Source organism: Pseudalkalibacillus sp. R45 (assembly GCF_052246725.1).
Lineage (GTDB): Bacteria > Bacillota > Bacilli > Bacillales > Fictibacillaceae > Pseudalkalibacillus.
Window position 1 is genome coordinate 1 of record NZ_JBQQCL010000005.1, and the last position, 24756, is coordinate 24756.

At 40.9% G+C, this 24756-nt stretch carries 24 protein-coding genes; 4 read left to right on the top strand and 20 right to left on the bottom strand.

Annotation, left to right across the window (positions count from 1 at the left end; all coding sequences use genetic code 11):
- Nucleotides 1-137 (top strand): IS3 family transposase (locus ACTWQL_RS10740; RefSeq protein WP_443142669.1); only part of this gene is annotated, 137 nt, incomplete at its 5' end.
- 93 nt (nt 138-230) lie between these two features.
- Here ACTWQL_RS10740 and ACTWQL_RS10745 read toward each other — a convergent pair.
- Nucleotides 231-1649, bottom strand: a complete 1419-nt coding sequence (locus ACTWQL_RS10745; protein ID WP_443142444.1) for a two-component system sensor histidine kinase NtrB — start codon at nt 1647-1649, stop codon at nt 231-233.
- Nucleotides 1650-1845: 196 nt separating this feature from the next.
- Here ACTWQL_RS10745 and ACTWQL_RS10750 point away from each other — a divergent pair, with 196 nt between their 5' ends.
- Nucleotides 1846-2103 carry a DUF2624 domain-containing protein gene (locus ACTWQL_RS10750; RefSeq protein ID WP_443142445.1) on the top strand — a complete coding sequence of 86 codons (258 nt, stop codon included), beginning with the start codon at nt 1846-1848 and terminating at the stop codon, nt 2101-2103.
- A 418-nt stretch (nt 2104-2521) separates the two neighbouring features.
- Here the strand turns inward: ACTWQL_RS10750 and ACTWQL_RS10755 are convergent, their stop codons facing one another.
- Both ACTWQL_RS10755 and ACTWQL_RS10760 read right to left on the bottom strand, forming a co-directional pair.
- Nucleotides 2522-3421 (bottom strand): deoxyribonuclease IV, encoded by a 900-nt coding sequence (locus ACTWQL_RS10755; protein ID WP_443142446.1) that lies wholly within the window; start codon nt 3419-3421, stop codon nt 2522-2524.
- A gap of 14 nt (nt 3422-3435) precedes the next feature.
- Entirely contained in the window at nt 3436-4710 is a 1275-nt protein-coding gene (locus ACTWQL_RS10760; RefSeq protein WP_443142447.1) for a DEAD/DEAH box helicase, read from the bottom strand.
- Nucleotides 4711-4902: 192 nt separating this feature from the next.
- Here ACTWQL_RS10760 and vrrA point away from each other — a divergent pair, with 192 nt between their 5' ends.
- Both vrrA and ACTWQL_RS10770 read left to right on the top strand, forming a co-directional pair.
- Nucleotides 4903-5499 carry a VrrA/YqfQ family protein gene (vrrA, locus tag ACTWQL_RS10765; RefSeq protein WP_443142448.1) on the top strand — a complete coding sequence of 199 codons (597 nt, stop codon included), beginning with the start codon at nt 4903-4905 and terminating at the stop codon, nt 5497-5499.
- 81 nt (nt 5500-5580) lie between these two features.
- Nucleotides 5581-6528 (top strand): 4-hydroxy-3-methylbut-2-enyl diphosphate reductase, encoded by a 948-nt coding sequence (locus ACTWQL_RS10770; protein ID WP_443142449.1) that lies wholly within the window; start codon nt 5581-5583, stop codon nt 6526-6528.
- A gap of 349 nt (nt 6529-6877) precedes the next feature.
- Here ACTWQL_RS10770 and ACTWQL_RS10775 read toward each other — a convergent pair whose 3' ends face one another.
- The 17 genes from ACTWQL_RS10775 to ACTWQL_RS10855 all read right to left on the bottom strand — a co-directional run bounded on the left by ACTWQL_RS10775 (nt 6878) and on the right by ACTWQL_RS10855 (nt 24745).
- On the bottom strand, nt 6878-8002 hold the full coding sequence (locus tag ACTWQL_RS10775) for a Nif3-like dinuclear metal center hexameric protein (protein ID WP_443142450.1): 1125 nt from the start codon (nt 8000-8002) through the stop codon (nt 6878-6880).
- The gene (locus ACTWQL_RS10780; protein WP_443142451.1) at nt 7999-8691 is read right to left on the bottom strand and encodes a tRNA (adenine(22)-N(1))-methyltransferase; all 693 of its coding nucleotides are present in this window, start codon (nt 8689-8691) and stop codon (nt 7999-8001) included. Before ACTWQL_RS10780 ends, ACTWQL_RS10775 begins: the two co-directional genes overlap by 4 nt.
- Before the next feature lie 371 nt (nt 8692-9062).
- Nucleotides 9063-9434, bottom strand: a complete 372-nt coding sequence (gene cccA / locus ACTWQL_RS10785) for a cytochrome c550 (protein ID WP_443142452.1) — start codon at nt 9432-9434, stop codon at nt 9063-9065.
- 185 nt (nt 9435-9619) lie between these two features.
- Nucleotides 9620-11260, bottom strand: coding sequence for an AMP-binding protein (locus tag ACTWQL_RS10790; RefSeq protein ID WP_443142453.1), 1641 nt, complete (start codon nt 11258-11260; stop codon nt 9620-9622).
- 146 nt (nt 11261-11406) lie between these two features.
- A complete protein-coding gene (locus ACTWQL_RS10795; protein ID WP_443142454.1) occupies nt 11407-12546 on the bottom strand; it encodes an acyl-CoA dehydrogenase family protein in 1140 nt (379 codons plus the stop codon).
- Nucleotides 12547-12890: 344 nt separating this feature from the next.
- Nucleotides 12891-14015 carry an RNA polymerase sigma factor RpoD gene (gene rpoD / locus ACTWQL_RS10800; protein ID WP_443142455.1) on the bottom strand — a complete coding sequence of 375 codons (1125 nt, stop codon included), beginning with the start codon at nt 14013-14015 and terminating at the stop codon, nt 12891-12893.
- 22 nt (nt 14016-14037) lie between these two features.
- A complete protein-coding gene (dnaG, locus tag ACTWQL_RS10805) occupies nt 14038-15861 on the bottom strand; it encodes a DNA primase (RefSeq protein WP_443142456.1) in 1824 nt (607 codons plus the stop codon).
- 58 nt (nt 15862-15919) lie between these two features.
- Nucleotides 15920-16381 carry a YaiI/YqxD family protein gene (locus ACTWQL_RS10810; protein ID WP_221565634.1) on the bottom strand — a complete coding sequence of 154 codons (462 nt, stop codon included), beginning with the start codon at nt 16379-16381 and terminating at the stop codon, nt 15920-15922.
- Nucleotides 16382-16792: 411 nt separating this feature from the next.
- Nucleotides 16793-16948 (bottom strand): hypothetical protein, encoded by a 156-nt coding sequence (locus ACTWQL_RS10815; protein WP_443142457.1) that lies wholly within the window; start codon nt 16946-16948, stop codon nt 16793-16795.
- A 291-nt stretch (nt 16949-17239) separates the two neighbouring features.
- Nucleotides 17240-18061: a pyruvate, water dikinase regulatory protein gene (locus tag ACTWQL_RS10820; RefSeq protein WP_443142458.1), complete on the bottom strand. Its 822-nt coding sequence runs from the start codon at nt 18059-18061 to the stop codon at nt 17240-17242.
- Between the two features lie 32 nt (nt 18062-18093).
- The gene (locus ACTWQL_RS10825) at nt 18094-18741 is read right to left on the bottom strand and encodes a helix-turn-helix transcriptional regulator (RefSeq protein ID WP_443142459.1); all 648 of its coding nucleotides are present in this window, start codon (nt 18739-18741) and stop codon (nt 18094-18096) included.
- A gap of 255 nt (nt 18742-18996) precedes the next feature.
- The gene (gene glyS, locus ACTWQL_RS10830; RefSeq protein WP_443142460.1) at nt 18997-21078 is read right to left on the bottom strand and encodes a glycine--tRNA ligase subunit beta; all 2082 of its coding nucleotides are present in this window, start codon (nt 21076-21078) and stop codon (nt 18997-18999) included.
- The gene (gene glyQ / locus ACTWQL_RS10835; RefSeq protein ID WP_443142461.1) at nt 21071-21955 is read right to left on the bottom strand and encodes a glycine--tRNA ligase subunit alpha; all 885 of its coding nucleotides are present in this window, start codon (nt 21953-21955) and stop codon (nt 21071-21073) included. Before glyQ ends, glyS begins: the two co-directional genes overlap by 8 nt.
- Nucleotides 21956-22342: 387 nt before the next feature.
- Nucleotides 22343-23086 carry a DNA repair protein RecO gene (gene recO, locus ACTWQL_RS10840; protein ID WP_443142462.1) on the bottom strand — a complete coding sequence of 248 codons (744 nt, stop codon included), beginning with the start codon at nt 23084-23086 and terminating at the stop codon, nt 22343-22345.
- Between the two features lie 32 nt (nt 23087-23118).
- Nucleotides 23119-23268, bottom strand: coding sequence for a YqzL family protein (locus ACTWQL_RS10845; RefSeq protein WP_443142463.1), 150 nt, complete (start codon nt 23266-23268; stop codon nt 23119-23121).
- Between the two features lie 177 nt (nt 23269-23445).
- Entirely contained in the window at nt 23446-24354 is a 909-nt protein-coding gene (gene era / locus ACTWQL_RS10850) for a GTPase Era (RefSeq protein WP_443142464.1), read from the bottom strand.
- Nucleotides 24347-24745, bottom strand: a complete 399-nt coding sequence (locus tag ACTWQL_RS10855) for a cytidine deaminase (protein ID WP_443142465.1) — start codon at nt 24743-24745, stop codon at nt 24347-24349. Before ACTWQL_RS10855 ends, era begins: the two co-directional genes overlap by 8 nt.
- Nucleotides 24746-24756: the final 11 nt, after the last annotated feature.

Sequence of the window (24756 nt, forward strand, 5' to 3'; positions counted from 1 at the left end):
CTTTAGTAAGCTATGAGGAATTAGAAAGCCGAGTTGAAGAATATATCCACTGGTACAATCATGAACGTTCAAAAGAAAAATTGGATGGACTGAGTCCAGTCGAATACCGAACTCAATCCATCCAATCAGCTGCATAATAAAAACTCTAACTTTTAGGGGTAACCACCTTCCGAGACTGGAATCACTTGCGGTTTTGATTTTACGGCTAGCTTTTTTGAAGTTGAATGGAATCAGCTGTTTTTTTCAGATAAGAAAGGCAGATGGAAAGTTATCATCGTCCCTTCCCCAAGTTTACTGTCAATATGGAAGGTCCCGCCGTGATCTTCGATGATCTTTTTACACAAAGGGATCCCTATTCCATTTCCTTTTTCTTTTGTCGTAAAGAACGGTTTTCCGAGTTGTTCCAACACAGCTTGCTCCATGCCGGGTCCTTGATCTTTGAATGTGATTTCATAATGATTATTTCTTCCTTTTCCATAGAGCTGGATCAGTCGATTGTTTTGTTGGTTGGTATAAGCTTCGATCGAATTTCGAAGCAGGTTTAAAACAACCTGCTTGATCATTGATTCATTAACCATTATATATCCATCAACCTCTTCCACATCCCATTCAAAAACAAGATTATGTAATAAGCATTCTGATTGGATGATGTGGATCAAAGATTTGATTATTAGATCTGGTCTTTGCTTTTGCTTCTGCATCTTACGTCTTGAGACAGACAGAAAATCCTCGATAATTTCGTTCATTCGGGATAGTTCCGACAATACTGTATCATAGTATTTGGTGAAATCCTTTGTCACAGCCGATAATTGTATGAATCCTTGTATAACAGACAATGGATTGCGCAATTCATGAGCCACGCCTGCTGCCAGGTGGGATACAGATTCCATCTGTTTTTTGTACATCAGAAGATTTTCAAACCGCTGTTGATGTGAACGATCATATAGAACGAACCGGATGCTCTCATCGGAATCAAAATACATCCCTTTTACTTGATAAAGACAATCGTCTTCATAATAGAAGCGTTCATTGACGATCTTTGTACTCCTTATTTCCCTGGTCATCTGGAGCATTTGAGATAAAAGAGGATGCTTTTGATCCAGTTGGAACAGATTTTTTCCGATCAGCTGATTGACTGAATCTAAATCAACGAATAATTTCATCCGTTCGTTACAGCAATCAATTTCATTTGTAGCAGTGATGGTCAAAATTCCAATTTCGAGCTCGCGGAACATGAATTTACGGAACTCGTGTTCTTTTTCGTACATTTCTTTGTAATCCATTTCATGGTGCTTTTCCGTTGTGCCAGGATTATCAAGAAACCTGCCGAGAAGTACAATTTCATCATCGACCATTTTTCCAAGATACTTGATTTTCATCTTCTCCTCATCTAAATAATGATCAAAAACCCCTTCAGAGGCATTCTTGGAGGTGAGCTTTTCAATAAACTTGAAAACAGCAGGCTGATCTTCTTTCAGGAACAGGTCATAGAAATTTGTATGTGTATCGCTCAGAATAGACTCTTGAGCAATGCTGTTCGATTCAATAATCGAACCATTGGGCTTGATTAGTAAGTATATATCGTCCGTAAGATCATTCATAATATGTTGAAAGGCTGCAAAAGTGTTGTCAGAATGACAATATTGCATAGCACGCCCCCGATTATAATTGACATAGTATATTTATTATACTAAAGATACCTTCCAATACCTAGTGCAACAACCAATAAATCCCTAGACATATATCGGCAAAAATCAACATTTTCACATTGAATATTCACCCCTACATACAAGCACACAACTTCTGCCCACCTCATACATTATGCAAAGAGGAGGGGAACGGGGGATGAATCCTTTTCTACAACAAATGATCAACCATAAACTGAACAATCTGTCTGCTGAGGAATTGACTGCATTAGCATCACAATACAACATCCAATTGACTGACACACAAGCAGTCCAGATCATCCGTATTCTGAGAAAAGAGAAGATTGATGTGGCAGATCTTCAGCAAAGGGATCGAATCATCAGACAAATAGAGGCTGTCGTTGGTCCACATACTGCTCAGACCGTAAAGGTTATGTTTCAATCGATCGTCCGATGAAAATGCAAGAAAAAGCTGACTCCTTTGTCTCTGACAAATTCCGACCTTATATAGGTTAGGTTTAACAGATACACTCTTCAGAGTCAGCTTTTATTTTATTTCTCTATTTTAATTCAATGACTTTGTAATACTTTATTGTTGATTTTCACAGGTCGTTGAGCTGGACATCACTTCTATGTCTTGACCTACTTTTGCAAGCCTCCTCACTTGTACAGGATGTACTGACTTCGACGTTCACCATAGGACGTGGTGGTATTTAGTCGAAGTTCATTATTATACTCGCAGATCCTTAATTCGCTGTGGGGTTTCGCTTGGCTCGCTTTTCCTGCAGGAGTGTCGTAAATTTCGCTTCAATCAAACCTAGTCAGAAATCAACAGTATTATTTAACAAAGTCAATTCAGTAAAAGAAATTCACCTTTATGCTTGGACGATTTTTTCAAGTAATTGTGTATCATACTTTTTCCCGCGCAGCATCTCGATTTCGAACTTATATGGAGGTTTCTTGTTTTTCTTGTCTCCATTGACAGGTACATAAGGTGTTTCAAGGATCTTCGGAATTTCCTCAAGCTGAGGATGGTGTATAACGTAATTCAATGTATCGAATCCGATCTTTCCAAAGCCTATATTTTCATGACGGTCTTTACCTGCCCCGCACTCGTTTTTACTATCATTGATGTGAAGGACTTTGATTCGATCAAGTCCGATAATTTTATCAAACTCATTCAATACACCATCAAAATCATTTATGAGATCGTACCCTGCATCATGGGTATGGCATGTATCAAAACACACTGAGAGCTTGTCGTTGTGAGTTACGCCATCAATGATCGCTGCCAATTCTTCAAACGTTCTCCCACATTCAGAGCCCTTTCCTGCCATCGTTTCTAATGCGATCTGGACATTCTGTTCAGGAGATATGACTTCGTTCAACCCTTCGATGATTTTTTGAATACCTGCTTCCGTGCCTGCACCGACATGCGCCCCAGGGTGCAATACAATCTGTTTAGCACCAATCGCTTCTGTCCGTTCAATTTCGGATCGCAAGAAATCTACTCCCAGCTGAAAGGTTTGTGGTTTCGTCGTATTCCCGATATTGATGATATAAGGGGCGTGTACGACGATTTCCTCTATTCCGTTTTCCTTCATATGTGCAACGCCATTCTCGATATTCAGTTCTTCAATTGCTTTACGACGTGTGTTTTGAGGTGCTCCAGTATAAATCATGAATGTGTTCCCACCATAGGAGATAGCCTCTTCACTTGCACCCAACAACATTTTCTTCCCGCTCATTGAAACATGTGATCCTAATTTAAGCATGCATTGCTCCCCCTCTATTTCTTTCTTTTTCGGTTGAATTGCTTCTTTTTTTCTTGAAATTTCTTTTTATAACCTGGTTTGACCTTCTTAGGCTTGGGCATTAAGAATTCGTTTGGATCTTTAGATTTCTTTTTTGGCCGGGAACGCTGTACGTTCACTGTTACCCAATCCTCGTCCTTAAGATCCTTGTGTTCGAAGGTAATACCTTTTTTCTCGAGCTTCTCGAGTTTTTCGATTTCATCTCGTTCATATAAAACAGCAGCTATACCGCTCATACCTGCACGACCCGTACGTCCAGATCGATGGATGTAATAGTCGAGATCGGTCGGGATTTGATGATGGATAATATGGCTAACTCCCTTTACATCGATTCCTCTAGCCGCTAAATCAGTTGCGACCAAATACTGACACTCCGCATTCGCAACGCGTTTCATAACATGCTTACGTGTCCGTGGAGGAAGGTCTCCGTGTAGCCTATCTACATTCAAACCTTCTTGTATCATTGCATCTGCCACTTCATCAGCATCTTTTTTCGTATTCGCAAACACGATCGCTAAATAAGGATTGAATTTTTTCGCAATCTCAATTGTCAGTTGAATACGATCACGATGTCTTACAGGGACTGCAATATGTTCAATTTCTGCCGGAGACGTTTCCTCGGGCTTTACATGAACATGCTTCGGGTTGTTCATATATTTACGTAATAATGGATTCAGATTTTCAGGGATTGTTGCTGAAAATACCATCATCTGCAACTCATGCGCCATACGTGAAGCAATCTGATCGACGTCTTCAATGAATCCCATATCAAGCATTTGATCAGCTTCATCTACGACGAGCATATCCGCATTGAAAATGGATATCCCTTCTTCGACAACGAGATCTTTTATACGTCCAGGTGTACCTACAATCACATGTGGTTCATTTTTCAATTGATCAACCATACGCTTCCGGTCTGTTCCACCCACCACAGTTTTTACAACAATGGATGAATCTTCAACTAGTGTCACTGCTTCATTATATACTTGTCTCGCTAGTTCTCTTGTTGGGGCTGTAATCACGGCTTGGACCTTTTGAACCTCAGGATTGATTTTTTCCAAGATAGGCAGCAAAAAGGCAAGTGTCTTTCCAGAGCCAGTCTGTGACTGACCGATTACATCATTCCCTTTGATAATGCTTGGAATAAGCCGTTCCTGTATCTCAGTCGGACGTTCGAAGTTCTGTTTACTAAGTGCCTCAAATAAAAACGGTTTTAATTTGAATCGTTGTTCAAACACATTATTTTTCATATCGTTTATCACCTTCAGATGTATTTCCCACTTTAAGTATTATAGAGGATACAGAGAAAAATCTCCATGTTTTTGGGGATATACCCATTCTTTTGTTGGATGGACACCAATCATTCATTTTTCGCATATCTTGTTTATCAGAATAACCACTTTTCTGTAAAGTTATCGAGAGTAGGAGAAAGGAGCATCTTAATGTACCGTATGCCTCCCGGATTTGGACCCTATGGGATTGGGCCAATGTCGCCATTCGGACAAATGATGCCATTCAGAGGGGGATTTCCCGCTGCACGATCAGCCGGGTTTTTGACTCGGTTTCTTTCACCCAATCCAGGCGGTGGACTCAATCTCGTAAGTATGGTTGAAAACGCACAAAAAGTAATGAAAATGGCTGATACTGTCAGACCATTCATACAGCAGTATGGTCCAATGGTGAAGAACATACCATCTATGCTGGAGCTATTGAAAGAATACCAAAGTTATTCTTCCAATTCTGACTCAACAGAAGAAGAGAAAGAAGATAAAAAAGATAAAATGAAAAATGCCGATGACAAAAATAAAAAATCGTCCGCTAGTAAGAAAAAAACATCTACCACTACTGGTAAAAAGAAAGCTGCAAGCACGGGTAAAAAGAAAACGTCAACAAGCAGTGGAAAAAAGAAAACGTCAGAAAGTAGTGGAAAGAAAGCTCCGACGAAGCCACTGAAGAAAAAATCCATTCCGAATGTGAAGCATGTTAAGCCAGCGCCTCAAGCACTTAAACGCGATTCGGTTCCAAAACTGTATATTTAGACGATATATATTTGTCAACGGTATCGGTCCTCCTTTATAATAAAGCGAGAAGTGCTTGTTATTAAAGGAGGACCTTTTTATATGAAGGTAATCAAAGTCTCACCTCGCGGATATTGTTATGGAGTTGTCGATGCAATGGTCATCGCCAGACAAGCTGCAAGTGACCCTGAAATACCTAGACCAATCTATATCCTGGGTATGATTGTTCATAATAAACATGTCACCGATGCTTTTGAAGAAGAAGGCATCATTACTTTGGATGGTCCAAACCGTCTTGAAATACTGAAACAAGTAAATGAAGGGACTGTTATTTTCACAGCTCATGGTGTCTCACCTGAGGTCCGAAGGATTGCGCGTGAAAAAGGTCTTCATACAATAGATGCGACTTGCCCGGATGTGACAGTCACTCACGATCTGATTAAAGAAAAGAAAGAAGAAGGCTATCATGTCGCTTATATCGGGAAAAAAGGGCATCCTGAACCCGAAGGAGCTATGGGAATCGCACCTGATATCGTCCATTTGATCGAAAATGAAGACGATGTTGTAAATCTCGATACCAAAGCAGATAAAATATTAATTACGAATCAGACCACCATGAGTCAATGGGATGTCCAACATCTTATTGAACAGATCCAGAAAAAATATCCACAAGCCGAAGTGCATGAAGAAATTTGCAAGGCGACCCAGGTGCGTCAAGAAGCCGTTGCTGTTCAAGCAGTTGAGGCTGATCTGTTACTTGTCGTTGGAGACCCGCGCAGTAACAACTCAAATCGCCTCGCCCAGGTTTCATGGGAAATTGCAGGCACTCCTTCACACAGGATTGCAGATGTCACAGAAATTAAGCTCGAGTGGTTGGAAAACGTCGAAACGGTTGCTGTTACAGCAGGAGCTTCTACACCGACGCCTATCACGAAAGAAGTCATCATGTTTCTTGATCAATATGACCCTGAGGATGAGTCTACCTGGAATAGAGAACGGAAAGTAAAATCCAGCAAAATCCTGCCGAAGGTGAAAGCAGCAAAAAAATAACACATCAGGGCTGTCCCACGAATGTTTTGGGACAGCCCCTACTTTTGTATGCTTTTAGTCTTTGTTGAGAGGTTTTTAGACTTATATCGGAGTTTTTAGACTTACACCTGAAATTCTAGACTTATTACCAATTCTTTAGACATACATTAAGATTTTTAGACATACATGGGCTCAAAAACAACGGTTCAATGACTATTCTATGGATTAGTCTTTAACCTGGGATTTTTCGGGAGGTTTTGCCGCTCCAAAACGGTAAAAAAATCTTAATTTTTGCGCTTAATTAGCTAATTATTTCTACAATTTGGTTTCAACGCAACAAAATTATCTGCTCAAGAAAATTACGCTGGCGCTAGATAAACTTGAATGGATCGGTATGTTCTTTGCTTCGATAGACTTCGGTTCCAAGATTCTTTTCGGCCAGCCAGCGGTCCAAAATGTCGGCCACCCCGTCAATCATCACTTTTTCGATATTGTGTCCGGGGTCGATGATCGCCATGCCCTCCATCCATGCATCGTGTGCATAATGATACTTGATGTCCCCGGTGATGAATACATCAGCACCTTTAAACATCGCATTGCTTATAAAGTCATTGCCTTCTCCACCGGATACAGCAATTTTGTTCACTTGCTTTTGAAGATCCCCGACTACACGTACACCGTCCAAATTGAATATTTCTTTAAGCTTTTCGGCAAGTTCTCCAACTGTCAGGGAATCTTTCGGCTTTCCAATTCGTCCAATCCCGAGTGATTCACCCTGGTTCTCAAGTGGAAGAAGGTCATATGCCACTTCTTCATATGGATGGGATTTTCGTAATGCTGCCAATACTTCCTTTTCAATACTTGCTGGGTAGAGTGTCTCGATTTTTACCTCATCTACGAATTCCATTTTGCCTTGTTCACCGATATGTGGATTGGTTCCCTCTTGCGGTAAAAAGGTCCCCTTCCCTGGTGTATTAAATGTACAGTGGCTGTAGTTTCCGATAAAACCTGCTCCTGCCTTACCTAATGCGTCTCTCACGTTATCTAAATTCGTTTCTGGTACAAATACGACTAGCTTTTTCAGCTTATCTTCCAGCGTCTCCACTAGTACCTCAGTATCTGTCATACCAATTGCATCCGCAAGCAAATCATTGACACCACCCTTTGCCACATCAAGATTGGTATGAGCGGCATAAACAGTTATGTCATGCTTCATCAGCTTTTGAATCGTGCGCCCGTATGAAGTATCAGGATCGATCCTCTTTAATGGCTTGAAGATGAGCGGATGATGAGCAATAATCAAATCAACATTTTCACGGATTGCTTCATCGATAACAGGTTCAATGACATCCAGCGTAACCATGATTTTTTTCACGCGTTTTTGCAAGGAACCGACATGAAGGCCGATCGGATCACCTTCCATTGCCATCCATTTAGGTGCAAGTTTGTCAATCCTTTGTATGATTTCTTGGGCGTGTGCATGTTCTTTACTCACTTTATCGCCTCCGTTACTGCATTGATTTTCTGTTTTAAAAGCTCTTTGCGTTCACGGATTTCTTCGGTAGGTAGAGCTTTTTCCAGTTGAATAAGTATTCTCTCCCAGTTCTCCTTTTCCCGTTTCCACTTCTTTTCGAACGTACTATTGCATTCATTCATTAAAAATGGACCTAACAATCTTTCCGTATCATTAAAAGTAATCGGTACGTCGGTCGGTTCTGCTACGAGGATTTCATAAATCTTTTCATCCTCTTCAAGAATCGATTCTTCAACCAGCTTCCAATTATTTTTTTCGAACCAGTCACGTATGAAACGAGCCCCCATATTCGGTTGAAGAATAAGACGTTCAACACCCTGAAGCCGTTCTTTTCCTCGTTCTAAAATGTTGCTGATCAATTGGCCGCCCATACCAGCGATCACTACGGCTGAAACCTCATGAGGGTCAATCACTTCTAAGCCATCACCCAATCTTACCTCGATTTTTCCCTCTAAACCGAGTGCCTTCACTTGATTATAGGCTGAGCGGAATGGTCCTTCGTTCACTTCTCCTGCGATTGCTTTGCTGATAATACCTTTTTGCACTGCAAAACAAGGCAGGAAAGCATGATCAGAGCCGATATCAGCAAGTATAGATCCCCTTGGTATGTATGTTGTCACTTTTTCTAATCGGTTTGAAATGGTTATCATATATTTTCACCTATTCTATTGAAATACAGTCCTACTATAGCCTTTTTGTTCGTATCAATCAAATACGATTAATAAGGGCTCTTTTAGTAAAGCTGTTTTCGCAAACTTTCTTGCTCTTTAAAGTCGTTGATTTCCGCTTCAGGTGCTCGCTTTCCGCGGGCGATCCGCAAGCCTCCTCCCCGTAGGGTCTCACCTGTCCCGCTGATCCCGCTGGAGTCTCGTATATTTCCACTGCTTACAGGTTTGACCTCTATTTCAAATTATTAAATTCATAAGCAACAAACTATTAAAAACAACCTTAATAAAAAAGGCGACCCTTAATGTTTGTACGCCAAACATTCACATAGAGTCAACCTTTACAGATGATCTTACTATTCTTTTTTCTCTTCGCCTTTTCCGCCTTCTTTGCCGCCATTGACCAAGAACTCAGCGACTGCCTTGGCTTCTTCAGCACTCAGAGACTGAGCTGGCATTTGGCCTTTACCATTCTGGATGATATCAGCGATCTCTTCTGGTTTATACTTAGAACCGACATCTGTAAGAGCTGGTCCCATACCACCTTCAAGATTTTGACCATGGCAGGATGTACAGGTTTGTTGTACAATTTGTTCTGGTTTCACTTCTTCTCCGCCGCCAGCTGCCTTTTCTTTCGCTTCGTTGACGCCTACAGCAGATAAAACAATCATAATAGCAATGCCGAAAACAGCAGTAATGGCGAATGGAATCAATGGATTTCTTTTCATCTCTTATCCTCCTTTTGATGCAGGTTGATACTGTTGTTAGTGTTTCCTACCTATGTAATAGTAAACAAGCCATTTACTATTTTACTTTAAAATTCATAGGAAGGAAAGTCTTAACTGGAGAGACGAGACATTTGTCATGATTTGGACACGATTCACCCGCCTATAACTGCTGATCTTGATGAATATTAAACGGTTTTCACAGATTTATCTCTTAATTCCTCTGCCATTTTTCGCAGTTTATATTTTTGTATTTTCCCTGAAGCGGTCATCGGATATTCATCTACGAAAAAGATATATTCAGGAATCTTATAGTGTGCGATTTTCCCTTCACAATAAGAGCGGATCTCTTTTTCTGTTACGCCTTTTCCTTCTTTCACTTTCACACACGCCGTAACCTTTTCCCCATACTTTTCATCCGGAATCCCGATCACTTGGACATCGATGATCGCAGGATTAGTATACAAAAACTCCTCAATTTCACGTGGATAAATGTTTTCTCCGCCACGGATGATCATATCTTTCAATCTCCCTGTGATCTTCACATAACCATCCTCATCCATCGTAGCAAGGTCTCCTGTATGAAGCCATCCATCTGAATCAATGGCCTGTGCTGTCGCCTCAGGCATATTGTAATAACCTTTCATCACAAGATATCCTCTTGTACAGAGCTCCCCTTGATTACCAGTCGGAACTTGTTCTCCCGTAGCTGGATCAACAATCTTGACTTCTACAATCGGATGTTTCTTCCCGACTGTTTCGACCCGTCTTTCAATTGGATCATCTGTCCGTGTTTGCGTGATGACAGGGGAAGATTCTGTCTGACCATAAGCGATTGTGATTTCATCCATTCCCATCAGATTGATGACTTTCTTCATAACCTCTATTGGACATGGAGAGCCTGCCATGATTCCAGTTCTTAGCGTTGACAGATCATAGTCATCAAAACTATCAAAATTCAATTCTGCAATGAACATTGTTGGTACTCCGTGTAACCCTGTGCATTTTTCTTTTTCAACAGTCTGTAAAACAAGTTCGGGATCAAATTGTACGATAGGAACCATAGTGGCGCCAACGGATACACAGGCAAGGACACCGAGTACACAGCCGAAACAATGGAAAAACGGCACCGGGATACATAGTCTGTCCTTTTCTGATAGATTCATTGCGTTTGCTACCTGGTAGCCGTTATTGACAATGTTATGGTGTGTCAGCATGACGCCCTTCGGAAAACCTGTAGTACCGCTTGTATACTGCATGTTAATAACATCATGCGGGTCTAGTTCACTTTCGCGCTTCATCAATTCTTCATCCGAAGTAGAAGCAGCCATTTTCAAAAAGCTTTTCCAGGAAAGTAATCCGTCTGTTTCTTGCTCTTCCATGAAAACAAGTTGTTTTAACTTAGGGAGATCATTGGATTTAACCCTTCCGTTATTACCTGTCGTACCGACAATTGAGTGCACAATTTCAACATAAGATGTGTCTCGGAACATGTCCATCATGAATAGGGTCGTCGTATCTGATTGTTTCAACAAATATTCCAATTCACTCTTTTGGTAATTGGTATTGACTGTAACAAGTACAGCCCCCATCCGTGCTGAGCCGAATTGAAGCAATAACCACTCGAAACGGTTCGTCGACCATGCAGCAATATGATCCCCTTTATTGACCCCTAATGCCATCAAGGCTTTCGCAACTTGTCCAGTCAATTCATAGAATTCTTCATATGTATGTCGGATCCCCTCTTTACTGTAGACCACCGCATCATGCCCTGGTAACCGCTCTGCTTTTTCCTTCAATAATTGACCAATCGTCTGATTCAAATACATCCCAGCACCTCCATGTTTTTAAAGTGTGAATAATCATAATTATCTGACTTTTAAAAAGGAAGGCTGACCCTCTCATTCAAGATTCAGTCCCATGATTGGAAACACTTGATCTTAAAAGGGTCACCCTAAAATAATATAAGCAGGAATCAACAGCCTAATTCTCTGGCTATGACCATACGTTGAACCTCAGAAGTACCTTCTCCGATTTCAAGAAGTCTTCCATCGCGATAAAATCTTTCAACATGATAATCTTTCATGTATCCATAACCGCCGTGGATCTGGATTGCCTGTGTACATACTTCCATACAGATCTCAGATGCGTAAAGCTTTGCCATTGAAGCTTCTTTCGCGAACTTACGGCCTTGATCTTTCAACCATGCAGCTTTATAGACCATCGTCCTTGCCAATTCAATTTTCATCGCCATATCAGCAAGCTTGAATTGAGTAGCCTGGAATTTTGACAATGTCTTGCCGAATTGCTTTCTTTCTTGAGCATAAGCTAGTGCTTTTTCATATGCAGCTTGGGCTATTCCCACTCCCATAGCACCAATTCCAATTCTTCCGCCATCAAGTGTCATCAGGAATTGTCTGAATCCGTTTCCTCTCTGTCCTAGCATATTCTCTTCAGGTACACGGATATCTTCCATGATCAATTCTGTTGTATTTGAAGAATTCAGACCTAACTTTTCATAATTATCGATGACTTTGAAACCAGGTGATTCAGTGCTAGCGATGAAAGCGGTAATTTCCTTTTCCTCGTCCTTGCGATCAGTTATTGCTGTCAATGCTAAATTTTTCGCATAGCTTGCATTTGTAATGAAGCATTTGCTTCCGTTGATGACCCACTCGTCTCCTTCTTGAACCGCAGTCGTTTCAGTTCCGCCTGCATCTGAGCCGGCGTTCGGTTCAGTGAGACCAAAAGCACCAAGGGATTCTCCAGTACATATTGGGGTAAGGTATTTCTTTTTCTGTTCTTCAGTACCGAACATGTGTAATGGCGCGCCACCTAATGAAATATGGGCAGAATATGTAATCCCTGCCGAGCCGCATGCCCTGCTCAATTCTTCGACTACAATAGCGAAACTGACAGTATCAGCGCCACCACCGCCATATTCTTCAGGGAATGGAAGACCCATCATACCTAAGTCTCCTAGTTTTTTAAAGATCTCAACAGGGAATCTTTTCTCTTTATCACGCTGCTCTGCTCCAGGTGCCACTTCCTCCTCAGCAAATTCCCTGATCATTTTGTAAATCATTTTCTGTTCATCTGTTAAATTGAAGTTCATTTACTCCACTCCTGACTGTTTCGATTGTATTCTCTTTGTATACGCTTACATCAATTATACTTATAAATACAGTAATTTTTCAACAGTTAAAAAAAGTCCGAAAATAGTGTAAAATAGAAAACGTATATACCAAAAATTTCCGAACAAGGTTTGCAAATGGAGTTGAAAATAAGTAAAATAAAGGACAAAGAAGAGATAATTGTTTATTATAGCGAAATTCACTCCTTTTCCACAGACGAACTACAGGAGAGACAGGGAATATCGTTTAAAGATTCACTAAACAAAGAAATCAATAAAAAAACGAACCATCTCATTTGCGAGATGATCCGTTCATTATCGAAGTCTTATTCTAAAAAGTCTTTCAATCGTTTACTTCTGCTAGGATGACGAAGCTTACGCAATGCTTTCGCTTCTATTTGACGGATTCGTTCACGTGTAACACCAAATACTTTACCAACTTCTTCAAGTGTTCTCGTACGTCCATCATCTAAACCGAAGCGGAGGCGCAAGACGTTTTCTTCCCGGTCTGTCAAGGTATCTAAAACGTCTTCTAGCTGCTCTTTCAATAATTCGTATGCAGCTGCATCCGAAGGAGCAAGAGCATCCTGGTCTTCAATGAAATCACCAAGGTGTGAGTCATCTTCTTCACCGATTGGTGTCTCAAGTGATACTGGTTCTTGAGCAATTTTCAAGATTTCCCTGACTTTATCAGGGGTAAGCTCCATTTCTTTCCCGATTTCTTCTGGGGTAGGCTCACGTCCGATGTCCTGTAAGAGTTGTCGTTGTACCCGGATCAGCTTGTTGATCGTTTCGACCATATGGACAGGAATACGGATAGTACGCGCCTGGTCTGCAATAGCACGGGTAATCGCTTGACGAATCCACCAAGTAGCATATGTGCTGAATTTATAACCTTTACGATAGTCGAACTTTTCAACGGCTTTGATCAAGCCCATGTTCCCTTCTTGGATCAAGTCCAAGAACAACATTCCTCGTCCTACATATCGTTTTGCAATACTTACGACGAGTCGAAGGTTCGCTTCTGCTAATCGGCGCTTCGCTTCTTCATCACCTTGTTCGATCCGTTGCGCTAGACTGATTTCATCATCTGCAGATAATAGATCCACACGACCGATTTCTTTCAGATACATCCTGACCGGGTCGTTTATTTTCACTCCAGGAGGTACGCTTAAATCATTCAAGTCGAACTCGTCATCCCCGCTTTTCACTACCTCTTGAATATTTGGGTCATCGCCGTCCTCTTCATCCACTATCTCAATACCTTGATCACCCAAATACTCATAGAAAACATCCATTTGGTCTGAATCCTGCTCAAATGGGGCGAGTTTATTGGTTACTTCATTGTAAGTGAGGACGCCTCTTTTCTTACCGAGTTCAACTAATTGTTCCTTTACTTGATCGATGGTTAATTCACCCTCCGCTTCTTGGCGATTAGGTTTCTCAGCCATACGATCCCCTCCTTCCATACTTCTAACTTCTGTTATTGACTTTCAAAGCTCTTTTCAGCTCGACGATTTCCATCGCGATTTGTGCAGCTTCAACCATGTTCTGTTCACGTTCTGCACGTTTCTTGTCTTTTTCTTTCTCTTGTATCTGAATTAATTTAGGATATTTTTTAATTTGATTAACATAATCATATAATTCCTGATCCGATATATCCTCATTAATTGTAAGCATCGCCAATTCAGTAACGACTTGCTTCAGGCGTTGATCATCGACTCTCTCTAAGAATAAGCCGATATCTGGTGAGTGACCCTCTGCGTAAAATGCGTATAAATAAGCAGCAATTGCACTATATTCCTCAATGTTAAATGCGCCACCCAGTAGTTCTTCAACTTTCTCAGCAAGACTTACATCCTTCAGCATATGCGCCAACAATATTCTTTCCGCATTATGGAAAGCAGGTAATAGTCGTGAGGATTGCCCGATATATTTCTTATGGTTATTCTCCCTATTTCGACCATCATTATCCTTTTTCCTTTTAATACTTAAAAATGCTTGATACTGTTGTTGCTTCACTGCGTCTAAAGAAAGGTTGAATTCTTCGGCAATTTGCCGTAAATAGTGATCTCTTTCAACAGCTTTAGGAAGTTTTGCAATTTCATGTAGTATCTCTTCGATATACCTCATGCGTTCTCCTTCATCTTGGAGATTTTTTCCTCTACGCATGAACTGCATTTTGAATGCCATTACAGTTAAACTTGCCCCTATTACATCCTGTTTAAAACGATCTCCACCGTGTTTCTGGATATAGTCATCAGGGTCTAAACCTTGAGGCATTTGTGCAATCTTCACATTGCAATTCTCTTTTTCCAGAAGTTCTGTAGCACGGAATGCTGCTGTTATCCCCGCATTGTCAGAGTCATAACAGATGATGACTGTCGAGACATTCCGACTTAACAATTTCGCCTGGTCTTGTGTCAAGGATGTTCCTAATGTTGCCACACCATTGGTAATATCAGCTTTCCATGCAGCAATGACATCTACATAGCCCTCGAACAAAATCACTTTATCCTCTTTCCGCATAGCTGGACGAGCTAGATGATACCCATACAAAATCTTTCCTTTATTAAAGATTTTCGTTTCTGGACTGTTCAAGTATTTCGGTTCTCCATCACCGAGTATCCTGCCCCCAAAAGCGATGTTCTTCCCCTGGGTATCCCAGATTGGGAACATGATCCGGTCTCTGAACCGATCGAAAAATTTCCCATCGAATTCTCGCTTTCCTACTAGTCCTGCTTCCTGCATCATAGGAAGCGAGTAATTCCTTTTCTGCAAGAAAGAGCTTACGAATTCCCAGGAGTCAGGGGCATAACCAATTTGGAAGTGTTCGATCATTTCGTCGGTAAAGCCTCGATTATACAAGTACTCTTTTGCTTTTTGCCCGTAATCGGTATTTGTTAAACAATGGTGATAAAGACGAGCAATTAAGCTGTGACCATCCTTCATGATTTCTTTTTCTTTGCTGACTTTGTCGTTTTGATTGAAGGAAGATAACTCCGGTAATTCAATACCAACCCGGTCTGCGAGGTTTTTGACAGTTTCAATGAAAGTGAAACCTTCTACCTCCATCAAAAATGAGAAGACGTTTCCTCCTTTACCACAGCCAAAGCACCTGAAGATCTGTTTATCGCCTGAGACAGAAAATGAAGGTGTGTTTTCGTTATGGAACGGACAAAGACCAAAGTAGTTGCGTCCTTGTTTTTTAAGTTGAACATACTCACCAACAACATCGAGGATGTCATTCGACTTTTGTATTTGTTCGATTGTTTCTTCAGGAATCCGAGATCCCATGCTATCACCATTCTTTACTGTTCTGTCCTTGTTTAAAACAAGAAAAACAAGAAGTGTTTCATTTAATACCTTCAGAAAAGATTTTTGTAAAGTTCTTACTGAACCTTTGAGCATCTTCTTCTGTAAATGGGGGCGGGCCCTTTGTCCGGTGTCCCGAGCGTCTCAGTTTACTTGAGTAATAGCGAGATTGTAATAAAGAGGGCATTTCATCCTCTGTAAAACGTTTACCGCGAGGTGATATGACATTAACACCTTTAGAAACCAATAAACTCGCAAGGCCATGGTCCTGTGTGATGACAACATTCCCTTCTATAGAATGATTGACGATATACATGTCCACAGATTCTGGTTCTGAATCTACCATGATCCATTCGGCACTGCGATGTTGATCTGTAGCATGACTGTAAGAGGCAATAAAAAAAACCTTGTACTCATAGAAATTCGAGATTTCAAGGATTGCCTTCTTTATTTGATTCGGACAAGCATCAGCATCAACCAACACATTTCGAGTTTTCTTCATGTACTTGTATTTCTACATCCTCTCAAGAATTCCTGCCAACAGGTCAATGTTTTATATTTCAGAATATTGTCGAATTCTGCTTTTATAGTATAACCAAAATATGGTTTTTTCATAACTTGTGCAAAATCCACACAATAGAGTATTATAACGCATTTTCCTTTTGTTGACTATCATAAAGATTTCTTTATCCTTACATTTCGACAAAAAATGCACATACCCTTTTTTATTTCGAAATTCTTTCATCTTATTCCTGAAAATCTGATTCTATATTCCGTGTGTTATCTAATACCGTAATACCATTCGTCTTCCAATTAAAAAAAGAAGGGGCTGACAGACTACTTTTTGTCAACCCCTTCAATCTATTTAAATTCTTTGGCTCTTTTCTAAAAGATTGTTGCTTTTGAATCATTTTTAAAACTCACCTTGTGCAAGTTGATTGGAGAGCAAGGTGCGAGGCCCCTCGAAAATGAAAATCGCATTTTCTTCGTGCGATGTAACGCTGCCGAAGCTTTCCTTGTCCTGCGGGATCAGCGTGCCTACTACCTGAATAATCCCCTCGCAAGGCATGCGACGAGGAAGCTCGCTTCGACAGGACTTCTTGTAGACGCAGGAGCACAAATGCTTCCTTGAAAAGGAGACTCCTGAGGTCGCAAGGCGACGAGTGGGCTCACCGCACGCCCCGCGGAAAGCGAGCATTCTGGAGCGGAAATCAACAACTTTTAAAGAAAACTTGGCGAGACCATGCCTTTTGTAGGTCGAGCCTTAGTTGCCCTTATACTGAAGAAAGTATTTTATACTTTCTTTAAGTGCAAGAGCAACAAAGTTTGCGAAAACAGCCTTTTCTTTTATAGTTATTCCTTATCGGTTCTTGTTTTTATGGATATTAAGAATGTAGTTTGCCGTTTCCTCTACTGCTTTGTTTGAAACCTCCACGACTCTACAGCCAAGCCGATCGACGACCTTATCAAAGTACTCCAGTTCATCTTTAATGCGATTCATGTTGGCGTAATTTGCGTGATCATCCAATCCGAGAGCTTTCAAACGTTCTCTGCGGATATCGTTCAATTTTTCAGGACTGATACGAAGCCCATAGCATTTTGAAGTCGATACCTTGAATAACTCTTCAGGTGGTTCTACTTCTGGGACAATCGGTACGTTCGCGACTTTGAATCGTTTTAATGCTAAGTATTGGGAAAGGGGTGTTTTAGAGGTTCTCGATACGCCAACTAAAACGATGTCCGCCTTCAATATCCCTCTTGGATCTCTCCCATCATCATACTTGACCGCAAATTCGATTGCTTCGACTTTTCTGAAATATTCTTCATCAAGCTTATGGACAAGTCCAGGTTCATTACGAGGGCTTTTTTGAAAAACCGTTGCCATCCGATTGATCATTGGCCCTACAATATCGATTGCAGCTACACCTTCACTAGCCGCGAGTTCTACTAAATAGTCTTTAATTTCAGGCACAACGAGGGTGAATCCGATGATTGCCTGATTATCTTTTGCTAATGCAACAACCTCTCTTACAGTTTGTTCATCCTCAACATATGGAAAGCGTCTGATTTCAATATTGGTCGAGTTGAACTGACTCGCCGCTGCTTTGACAACTAATTCAGCGGTTTCCCCTACTGAATCTGACACGACATACACGATTGGTCGTTCTATTTTGTCTGACATTGGTACCTCCTTTATCGACACTAATGTAATTCTTATAAAATTGCATCACTTGAGAAATCTACTAATGCTTTCGTTATGTTCGTTTTGGTAATCCGCCCGATCACTTCATACGCATCTTCCCCTGAAGTATCCTTAATAACAGGTACAGCATCGATTTGTTTATCGATCAATTTTTCCGCTACTTCGATCAATAAATCTTCTTTTGTACACATTGTTATATTCGGCATTCGAGTCATTATGATATTGACAGGAATTGAGGTCAATTCTTGATTCCCCATACTTGCCCGCAAGAGATCTTTACGAGATAAAACTCCTGCTAATCTTGACTCTTTATTGACCACGAAAAGTGTACCTACATCTTCTAAAAACATGGTACAAATAGCATCATACACATTCGCTGACTCCTGGACGACTACTGGAAGTGATAAGTACTCCTTTACTTTGATTTGCCGAATCTTCTCGGTTAATAGCTGTGCACTTGTTTTTCCAGTATAAAAATAACCGACACGGGGTCGTGCGTCCAAATAACCTGACATTGTCAAAATGGCAAGATCCGGGCGAAGCGTAGCTCTTGTCAAATCTAATTTATCTGCAATTTGTTCTCCTGTTATCGGACCTAAATCTTTTACGATTTCTACAATGCGTTCTTGTCTATCATTCAGTTCGATTGGTAACACCACCTTACTGCCCAGTATATGCTATACTCTTTTGGATACATTATATCCTATTTAGAATGGAAATAGGAAGTATTTCCGAATAAAGATAACCTAAATACATCAATAGTAAAGCATAATAAGAAAAGATACTGGTTTCTCGAGTTAGACAAAAGAAAAGCGGTTTTAAATCAACACCCTTTAACAGAGCCAATGGAAAAAGAAGACCAAGGTCATAAGGTCTTCTTCCATATGCGTAAAACTCTGTATCAAAGTCTATCCTTAAAGCACTAACTGATTGAAATCAGCAAATGAAAGAATCACTTTTGATAAGTTTTTCATTTGCGCTTGGCGGTTTTCTCTGATCGCCTCATTATCTGCGTTAACCATCGTATTATCAAAGTACCGATCGATAACTTCAGGCAATTGCATCAAACGATTATAAAATCCATCGACATCCTCTGGTTGTTGTAAATCCTCGCTTTGCTTTTTACAACTTATATAGAGGTCATATAATGCCTTTTCTTCTTCATTTTCGAATAATGCTGAGTCAATATTACTCAATGATTCATCCAGATTTTTAGAGATATTGAGTACGCGAGTTAACGAGACATTCGCATCTTTGAATGTTTCCTGTTTCAGATTTACACCTAGAATCTCTGCTCTTTTGATCAGTAAATCTACTCGACCTAATCTACCTGTCAAGACTGCATCGATTACATCGTATCGAACACCTTGATCCTGGAGAATCGTTTTTAAGCGGATATTGAAAAATTCGATCAACTGATTAAAAACTACTTGACGATCATTTTTCAATAATTGTTTTTCCTCATTTACATCTAAAGCAGCATTCAAGAGTTGTTCAAGCTCAACCGGCCATCCCTTCTGAATCATGATTTGCAATATACCAGCCGCTTGTCTTCTCAGTGCATAAGGATCCTGAGAACCCGTCGGAATGATACCGATACCGAAACAGCCGACGATCGTATCCAATTTATCTGAGATACTCAAAACGGAGCCAACGACCGTTCCCGGTAGTGAATCTCCTGCAAATCGAGGTTGATAATGTTCGTTCACTGCTGCAGCGATAATCTCATCTTCTCCGAATAGTTTTGCGTATTTTTCCCCCATGACGCCCTGCAGTTCTGGAAACTCATAAACCATCTGGGTGACCAGATCAAATTTACAGATAGAAGCAGCACGCTGGATGAATTTTTCCGACTCATTATCCAACTGGAGCAAACCGCTTGTAGAAGAAGCGTGGATCTTGATGCGTTCAACTTTATCCGCGATCGTCCCTAACTCTTCATGAAACACAATGGATTCAAGTTTCGCCAGGTAATGATCGATTGACTTTCGTTTATCTTCGTTGTGGAAGAATTGAGCATCCTTCAAGCGCGCACGCAAGACCTTTTCATTCCCTTTGACGACATTTGCAAGGTGATTATGATCACCATTTCGAACCGTTACGAAATATGGTTGAAGCTCTCCATCATTGTTCTGTACAGGAAAATAACGTTGGTGCTCCTTCATCGAAGTAATCAGCACTTCAGATGGAAGCTCCAGAAACTCATCATCGAATTTCCCATGTAAAGCAGTCGGGTACTCGACAAGATTGTTCACTTCCTCCAACAATCCATCGTCGATTGGAATCTTCCATCCTTCTTCCTCCTGGATGTTTTCCAATTGATGTTGGATTGCTTCTTTCCGTTCTTTCGGATCAGCAATGACAAATTGCCCTAGAAGATCAGTAGGATATTGTTCAGGTGACTCTATTTGAATCTCTTCACCAAGGAAGCGATGACCATACGTTTTACGATCTGCTTGCACCCCAGCAACCTCTAATCTCGGTATCTCACTACCGAATAAGAACAGAAGCCATTTGATCGGGCGGACGAATTTAAATTCTTGATCCCCCCACCTCATATTTTTCGGAAAATGAAGGTTTTGGATCACTTTATCCAATTGAGGTAATAGATCCATGGTAGATATACCAGTTGTGTACTTATTCGCAAATACATATTCAGTATTCTTCACTTCCTTAAAGAAGAGGTTCTCAGGATCTACTCCCTGTCCTCTAGCAAAGCCCAATGCAGCCTTCGACCAGTTTCCATTTTCATCAAGAGCGATTTTCTTCGCTGGACCTCTAAGTTCTTCTTCTTGGTCCTCTTGCTTCTCTGCAACATCAGTTATTTTAACAGCGAGTCGCCTAGGTGTGGAGTATGGCAGTACTTCTCCGAATGGAATCCGGTTTTCCGTAAGCCAACCTGCAACTTTATCAGAAAGCTGGTACATAGCATCTGTTACAAACCGTGCAGGCATTTCCTCTAAACCGATTTCTAATAAGAGATCCTGTTTACTCATCGACTTTCGCCCCCTTCAGCATCGGAAACCCTAATTGTTCTCTTTGCTCATAATAAGCTTTGGCACATTTCCTTGCTAGATTTCTGACACGTCCGATATATCCCGTTCGTTCCGTAACAGAAATCGCTCCTTTTGCGTCAAGTTGATTGAAGACATGGGAACATTTCAATACATAATCATAGCCCGGGAATACCAGCCGATCTTCAATTGCCCGTTTCGCCTCTTTTTCATAGACATTGAAAAGGTTGAACATCATCTCTGTATCTGATACTTCAAACGTATATTTTGAGTGTTCGTATTCAGATTGATAATAAAGATCGTGATACGTAATTCCTGAATGCCACTCTAAATCGAATACATTTTCTTTGTCCTGTATGTAAGAAGCAAGACGCTCGATCCCATAAGTGATTTCAGCGGATACAGGTTTTGCTTCTAAACCACCTACTTGCTGAAAATAAGTGAATTGTGTAATTTCCATGCCATCAAGCCACACTTCCCAACCTAATCCAGAGGCTGACAAAGTCGGTGCTTCCCAGTTATCTTCCACAAAGCGGATGTCATGTTCTGTTGGGTCGATCCCGATTTCCTTAAGGCTTTCCAAATATAGTTCCTGGATGTTATCAGGTGATGGCTTCATGACTACTTGAAATTGATGATGTTGGTAAAGACGGTTCGGGTTTTCTCCATAGCGGCCGTCGACAGGTCGTCTTGATGGCTCAACATAAGCCACGTTCCATGGCTCAGGTCCAATGCTTCGTAAAAATGTCATCGGATTCATCGTTCCTGCACCTTTTTCCACATCATACGCTTGCATGACGAAACATCCCTGTTCTGCCCAGTAACGCTGCAGTGTGAGAATCATATCTTGTAAATTCATAACGCACCTCCACGTTCAATGTTTTGTTTTTTCTTTTCGAACTGACACAGGTAAAGAGTACAATGAAAAAACTCTCATCCCTATGTCTGGTTCGACATAGGGACGAGAGTATACCCGCGGTTCCACCCTATTTGGGGTTGAGTCCCTAACCGACTGACTTCATACTTACGATCATCTACTGGATGATTCAAGTGTGAAGTGTCGGAATAATTCATCAGCCCCCGCTTTATTAAAATGCTCCAGAGCGCCCTTCCTTACCTCTCAATCTCTAGCTTTCACCATCCTAGAGTCGCTTGGAATTGAAGTAATAAGTACTCCTCTCCTTCAACGCATCAATTTAAATTTTGTTGAAAGTATCATAATCGTTTTTGATAAGTTTGTCAAATCTTATTCAAATTTTTGTAATTGATCGAGAAAACGTTTTGATTTCAGTCGGACTCCTGTATATTCATCGATGTATGTAGTCAACACTTTGTTCAATGTCCTTTTCGTTTCCTCTTTTACAGAAACATTTCCTAACCTCGATAGATCAATATGGTAAATAAGGTTTAAAAGCTTTGCAGTCTGCGGTGTCAGGACAAGCGCATTTGGATCGGAATGCCTGCACTGATTACAAAGGAACCCTCCTTCACCAATCGAAAAAGAAAAGATTCCTTCTCTTCGACCACAAAGAACACACCGATCGACCTGGGGACTTACACCCGAAAGCCGAAGCATTTTCATTTCGAAGATCGCTTTCAAAATATCCTGGTCAACACCCTCATCCAAATAAGTCAGAGATAGCTTCAAAAACTCGAACAAAGCGGGTGAGGCTTCGTTGTCCTCAGTCGTTTTATCCAAAAGTTCTACCATATAGGCTGCATACGCTGTTTTAAAAATATCCTGTTTAATCCCCCGGAACGTATTGATGGTCTCTCCTTGGCTCAAGCTTCCTAGTCCACTTCCTTTTTGTATAAGAAAGTGTGCGTGAGTGAATAACTGGGAAACAGAAGAGAGGCGACTTTTCGTCTTTTTCGCCCCTCTTGCCATCATCCCCATTTTGCCAAAATCCTTTGTATAAACGGTTACTACTTTGTTGGATTCTCCGTAATCCGACGTCCGGATCACGATTGCTTCTGATTTGATCAACATCACCATCACCGCCTGCTATCAATGTGATGCAATCAAAGTTCTGTATCTAAATAATCGCCTTTCCTTTCTTCAATTTCCAACAGGTCAGATGATCGTTCGTTTTCACTCTCTAGTTCTTTTAACAAGAGATACGTATCGATATTACCTGTCTCGCAAAACAGTTTCCAGGTAAAGTCCCTCATGGAATATCTCCACCTTTCGAAAGAAAATAAGCAATCCTTATCATTAGAGTGACCTTGATTACAAATTTCATGTTATGGAATTTTTGACAATTTCACTTTACACATTTGGCTCTAATTTATTTAGTGATGAACGTGAATCTACTCCCGCAGGCGATCTGCAGGAGACGTCCCGATTAATCAGTATGTGTCCTCACTGAATCCGAGATCTCTCAAATTGAACGGACGGTTCCGCCAATCCTTCTGTACTTTCACCCACAGTTCCAAATAAACTTTTGAACCTAAGAGGTGCTCGATATCTTGACGGGCAAGCGAACCGATTTTCTTCAGCATACCGCCTTGTTTTCCAATCAATATCCCTTTTTGTGAAGAGCGTTCAACAACGATCGTTGCAGTGATATCGACCATATTCCCACTCTCCCGGGGTATCATCTCATCAATAACAACCGCTACGGAATGAGGTACTTCTTCGTGTGTAAGATGCAACACTTTTTCACGAATCAGTTCAGCGACAACAAAACGTTCTGGATGATCTGTCACCTGATCCTCAGGATAATATTGCGGACCTTCTTCAAGATATTTAGTGATCTGTTCCATCAACGTGTTGACATTGTTGCCATTCAAGGCTGAAATAGGTACAATTTCCGCAAAATCCAGCTTTTCACGATATTGCTCGATGATCGGCAACAACTCATCAGGATGCACTTTATCAATCTTATTGATCACTAAGAAAATAGGACTTTTGACATTTTGCAGTCGATCAAGGATAAACTGATCCCCACGACCATAACCTTCTTCGGCATTGATCAAAAACAAGATGATGTCAACTTCATTCAATGTCTCTTGCGCAATTTTTGTCATGAAGTCCCCAAGTTTATGTTTCGGTTTATGAATCCCAGGTGTATCGATGAAAACCACCTGTTCTTCATTTGTTGTATAGACACCATGGATTTTGTTTCGAGTTGTCTGAGGCTTGTCACTCATGATGGCGATTTTTTGTCCAAGTACATGGTTCAATAGCGTCGATTTACCAACATTCGGACGTCCAATGATGGAAACGAATCCTGATTTGAATCCTTCTCTACTCATTTAAATCCTCCGGTGAGAAAGCGCCGGGCAGTAATTCACTGACTTTCAGTTCTTGGGTGTCGCCTTTTAGATTAGTCAGATAAACAGGCATGGTAGGTGCACATAGCTCTGAGATCACTTGTCTGCATGCTCCACAAGGTGGAACTGGACGTTTGGTATCTGCGACGACTGCCAGAGCCTGGAACGTCTTGTCCCCTTCCGAGTATGCCTTGAACAAGGCTGTCCGTTCAGCACAATTACATAGACTGTAGGCAGCGTTTTCAATGTTAGCTCCACGATAAACCTTACCATCCTCAGTCAACAAGGCTGCTCCGACCTGGAATTTAGAATATGGTGTATATGCATACTTCCTAGCTTCAATTGCTTCTTGTATCAATTCATCTTTTGTCAAGTATATTCACC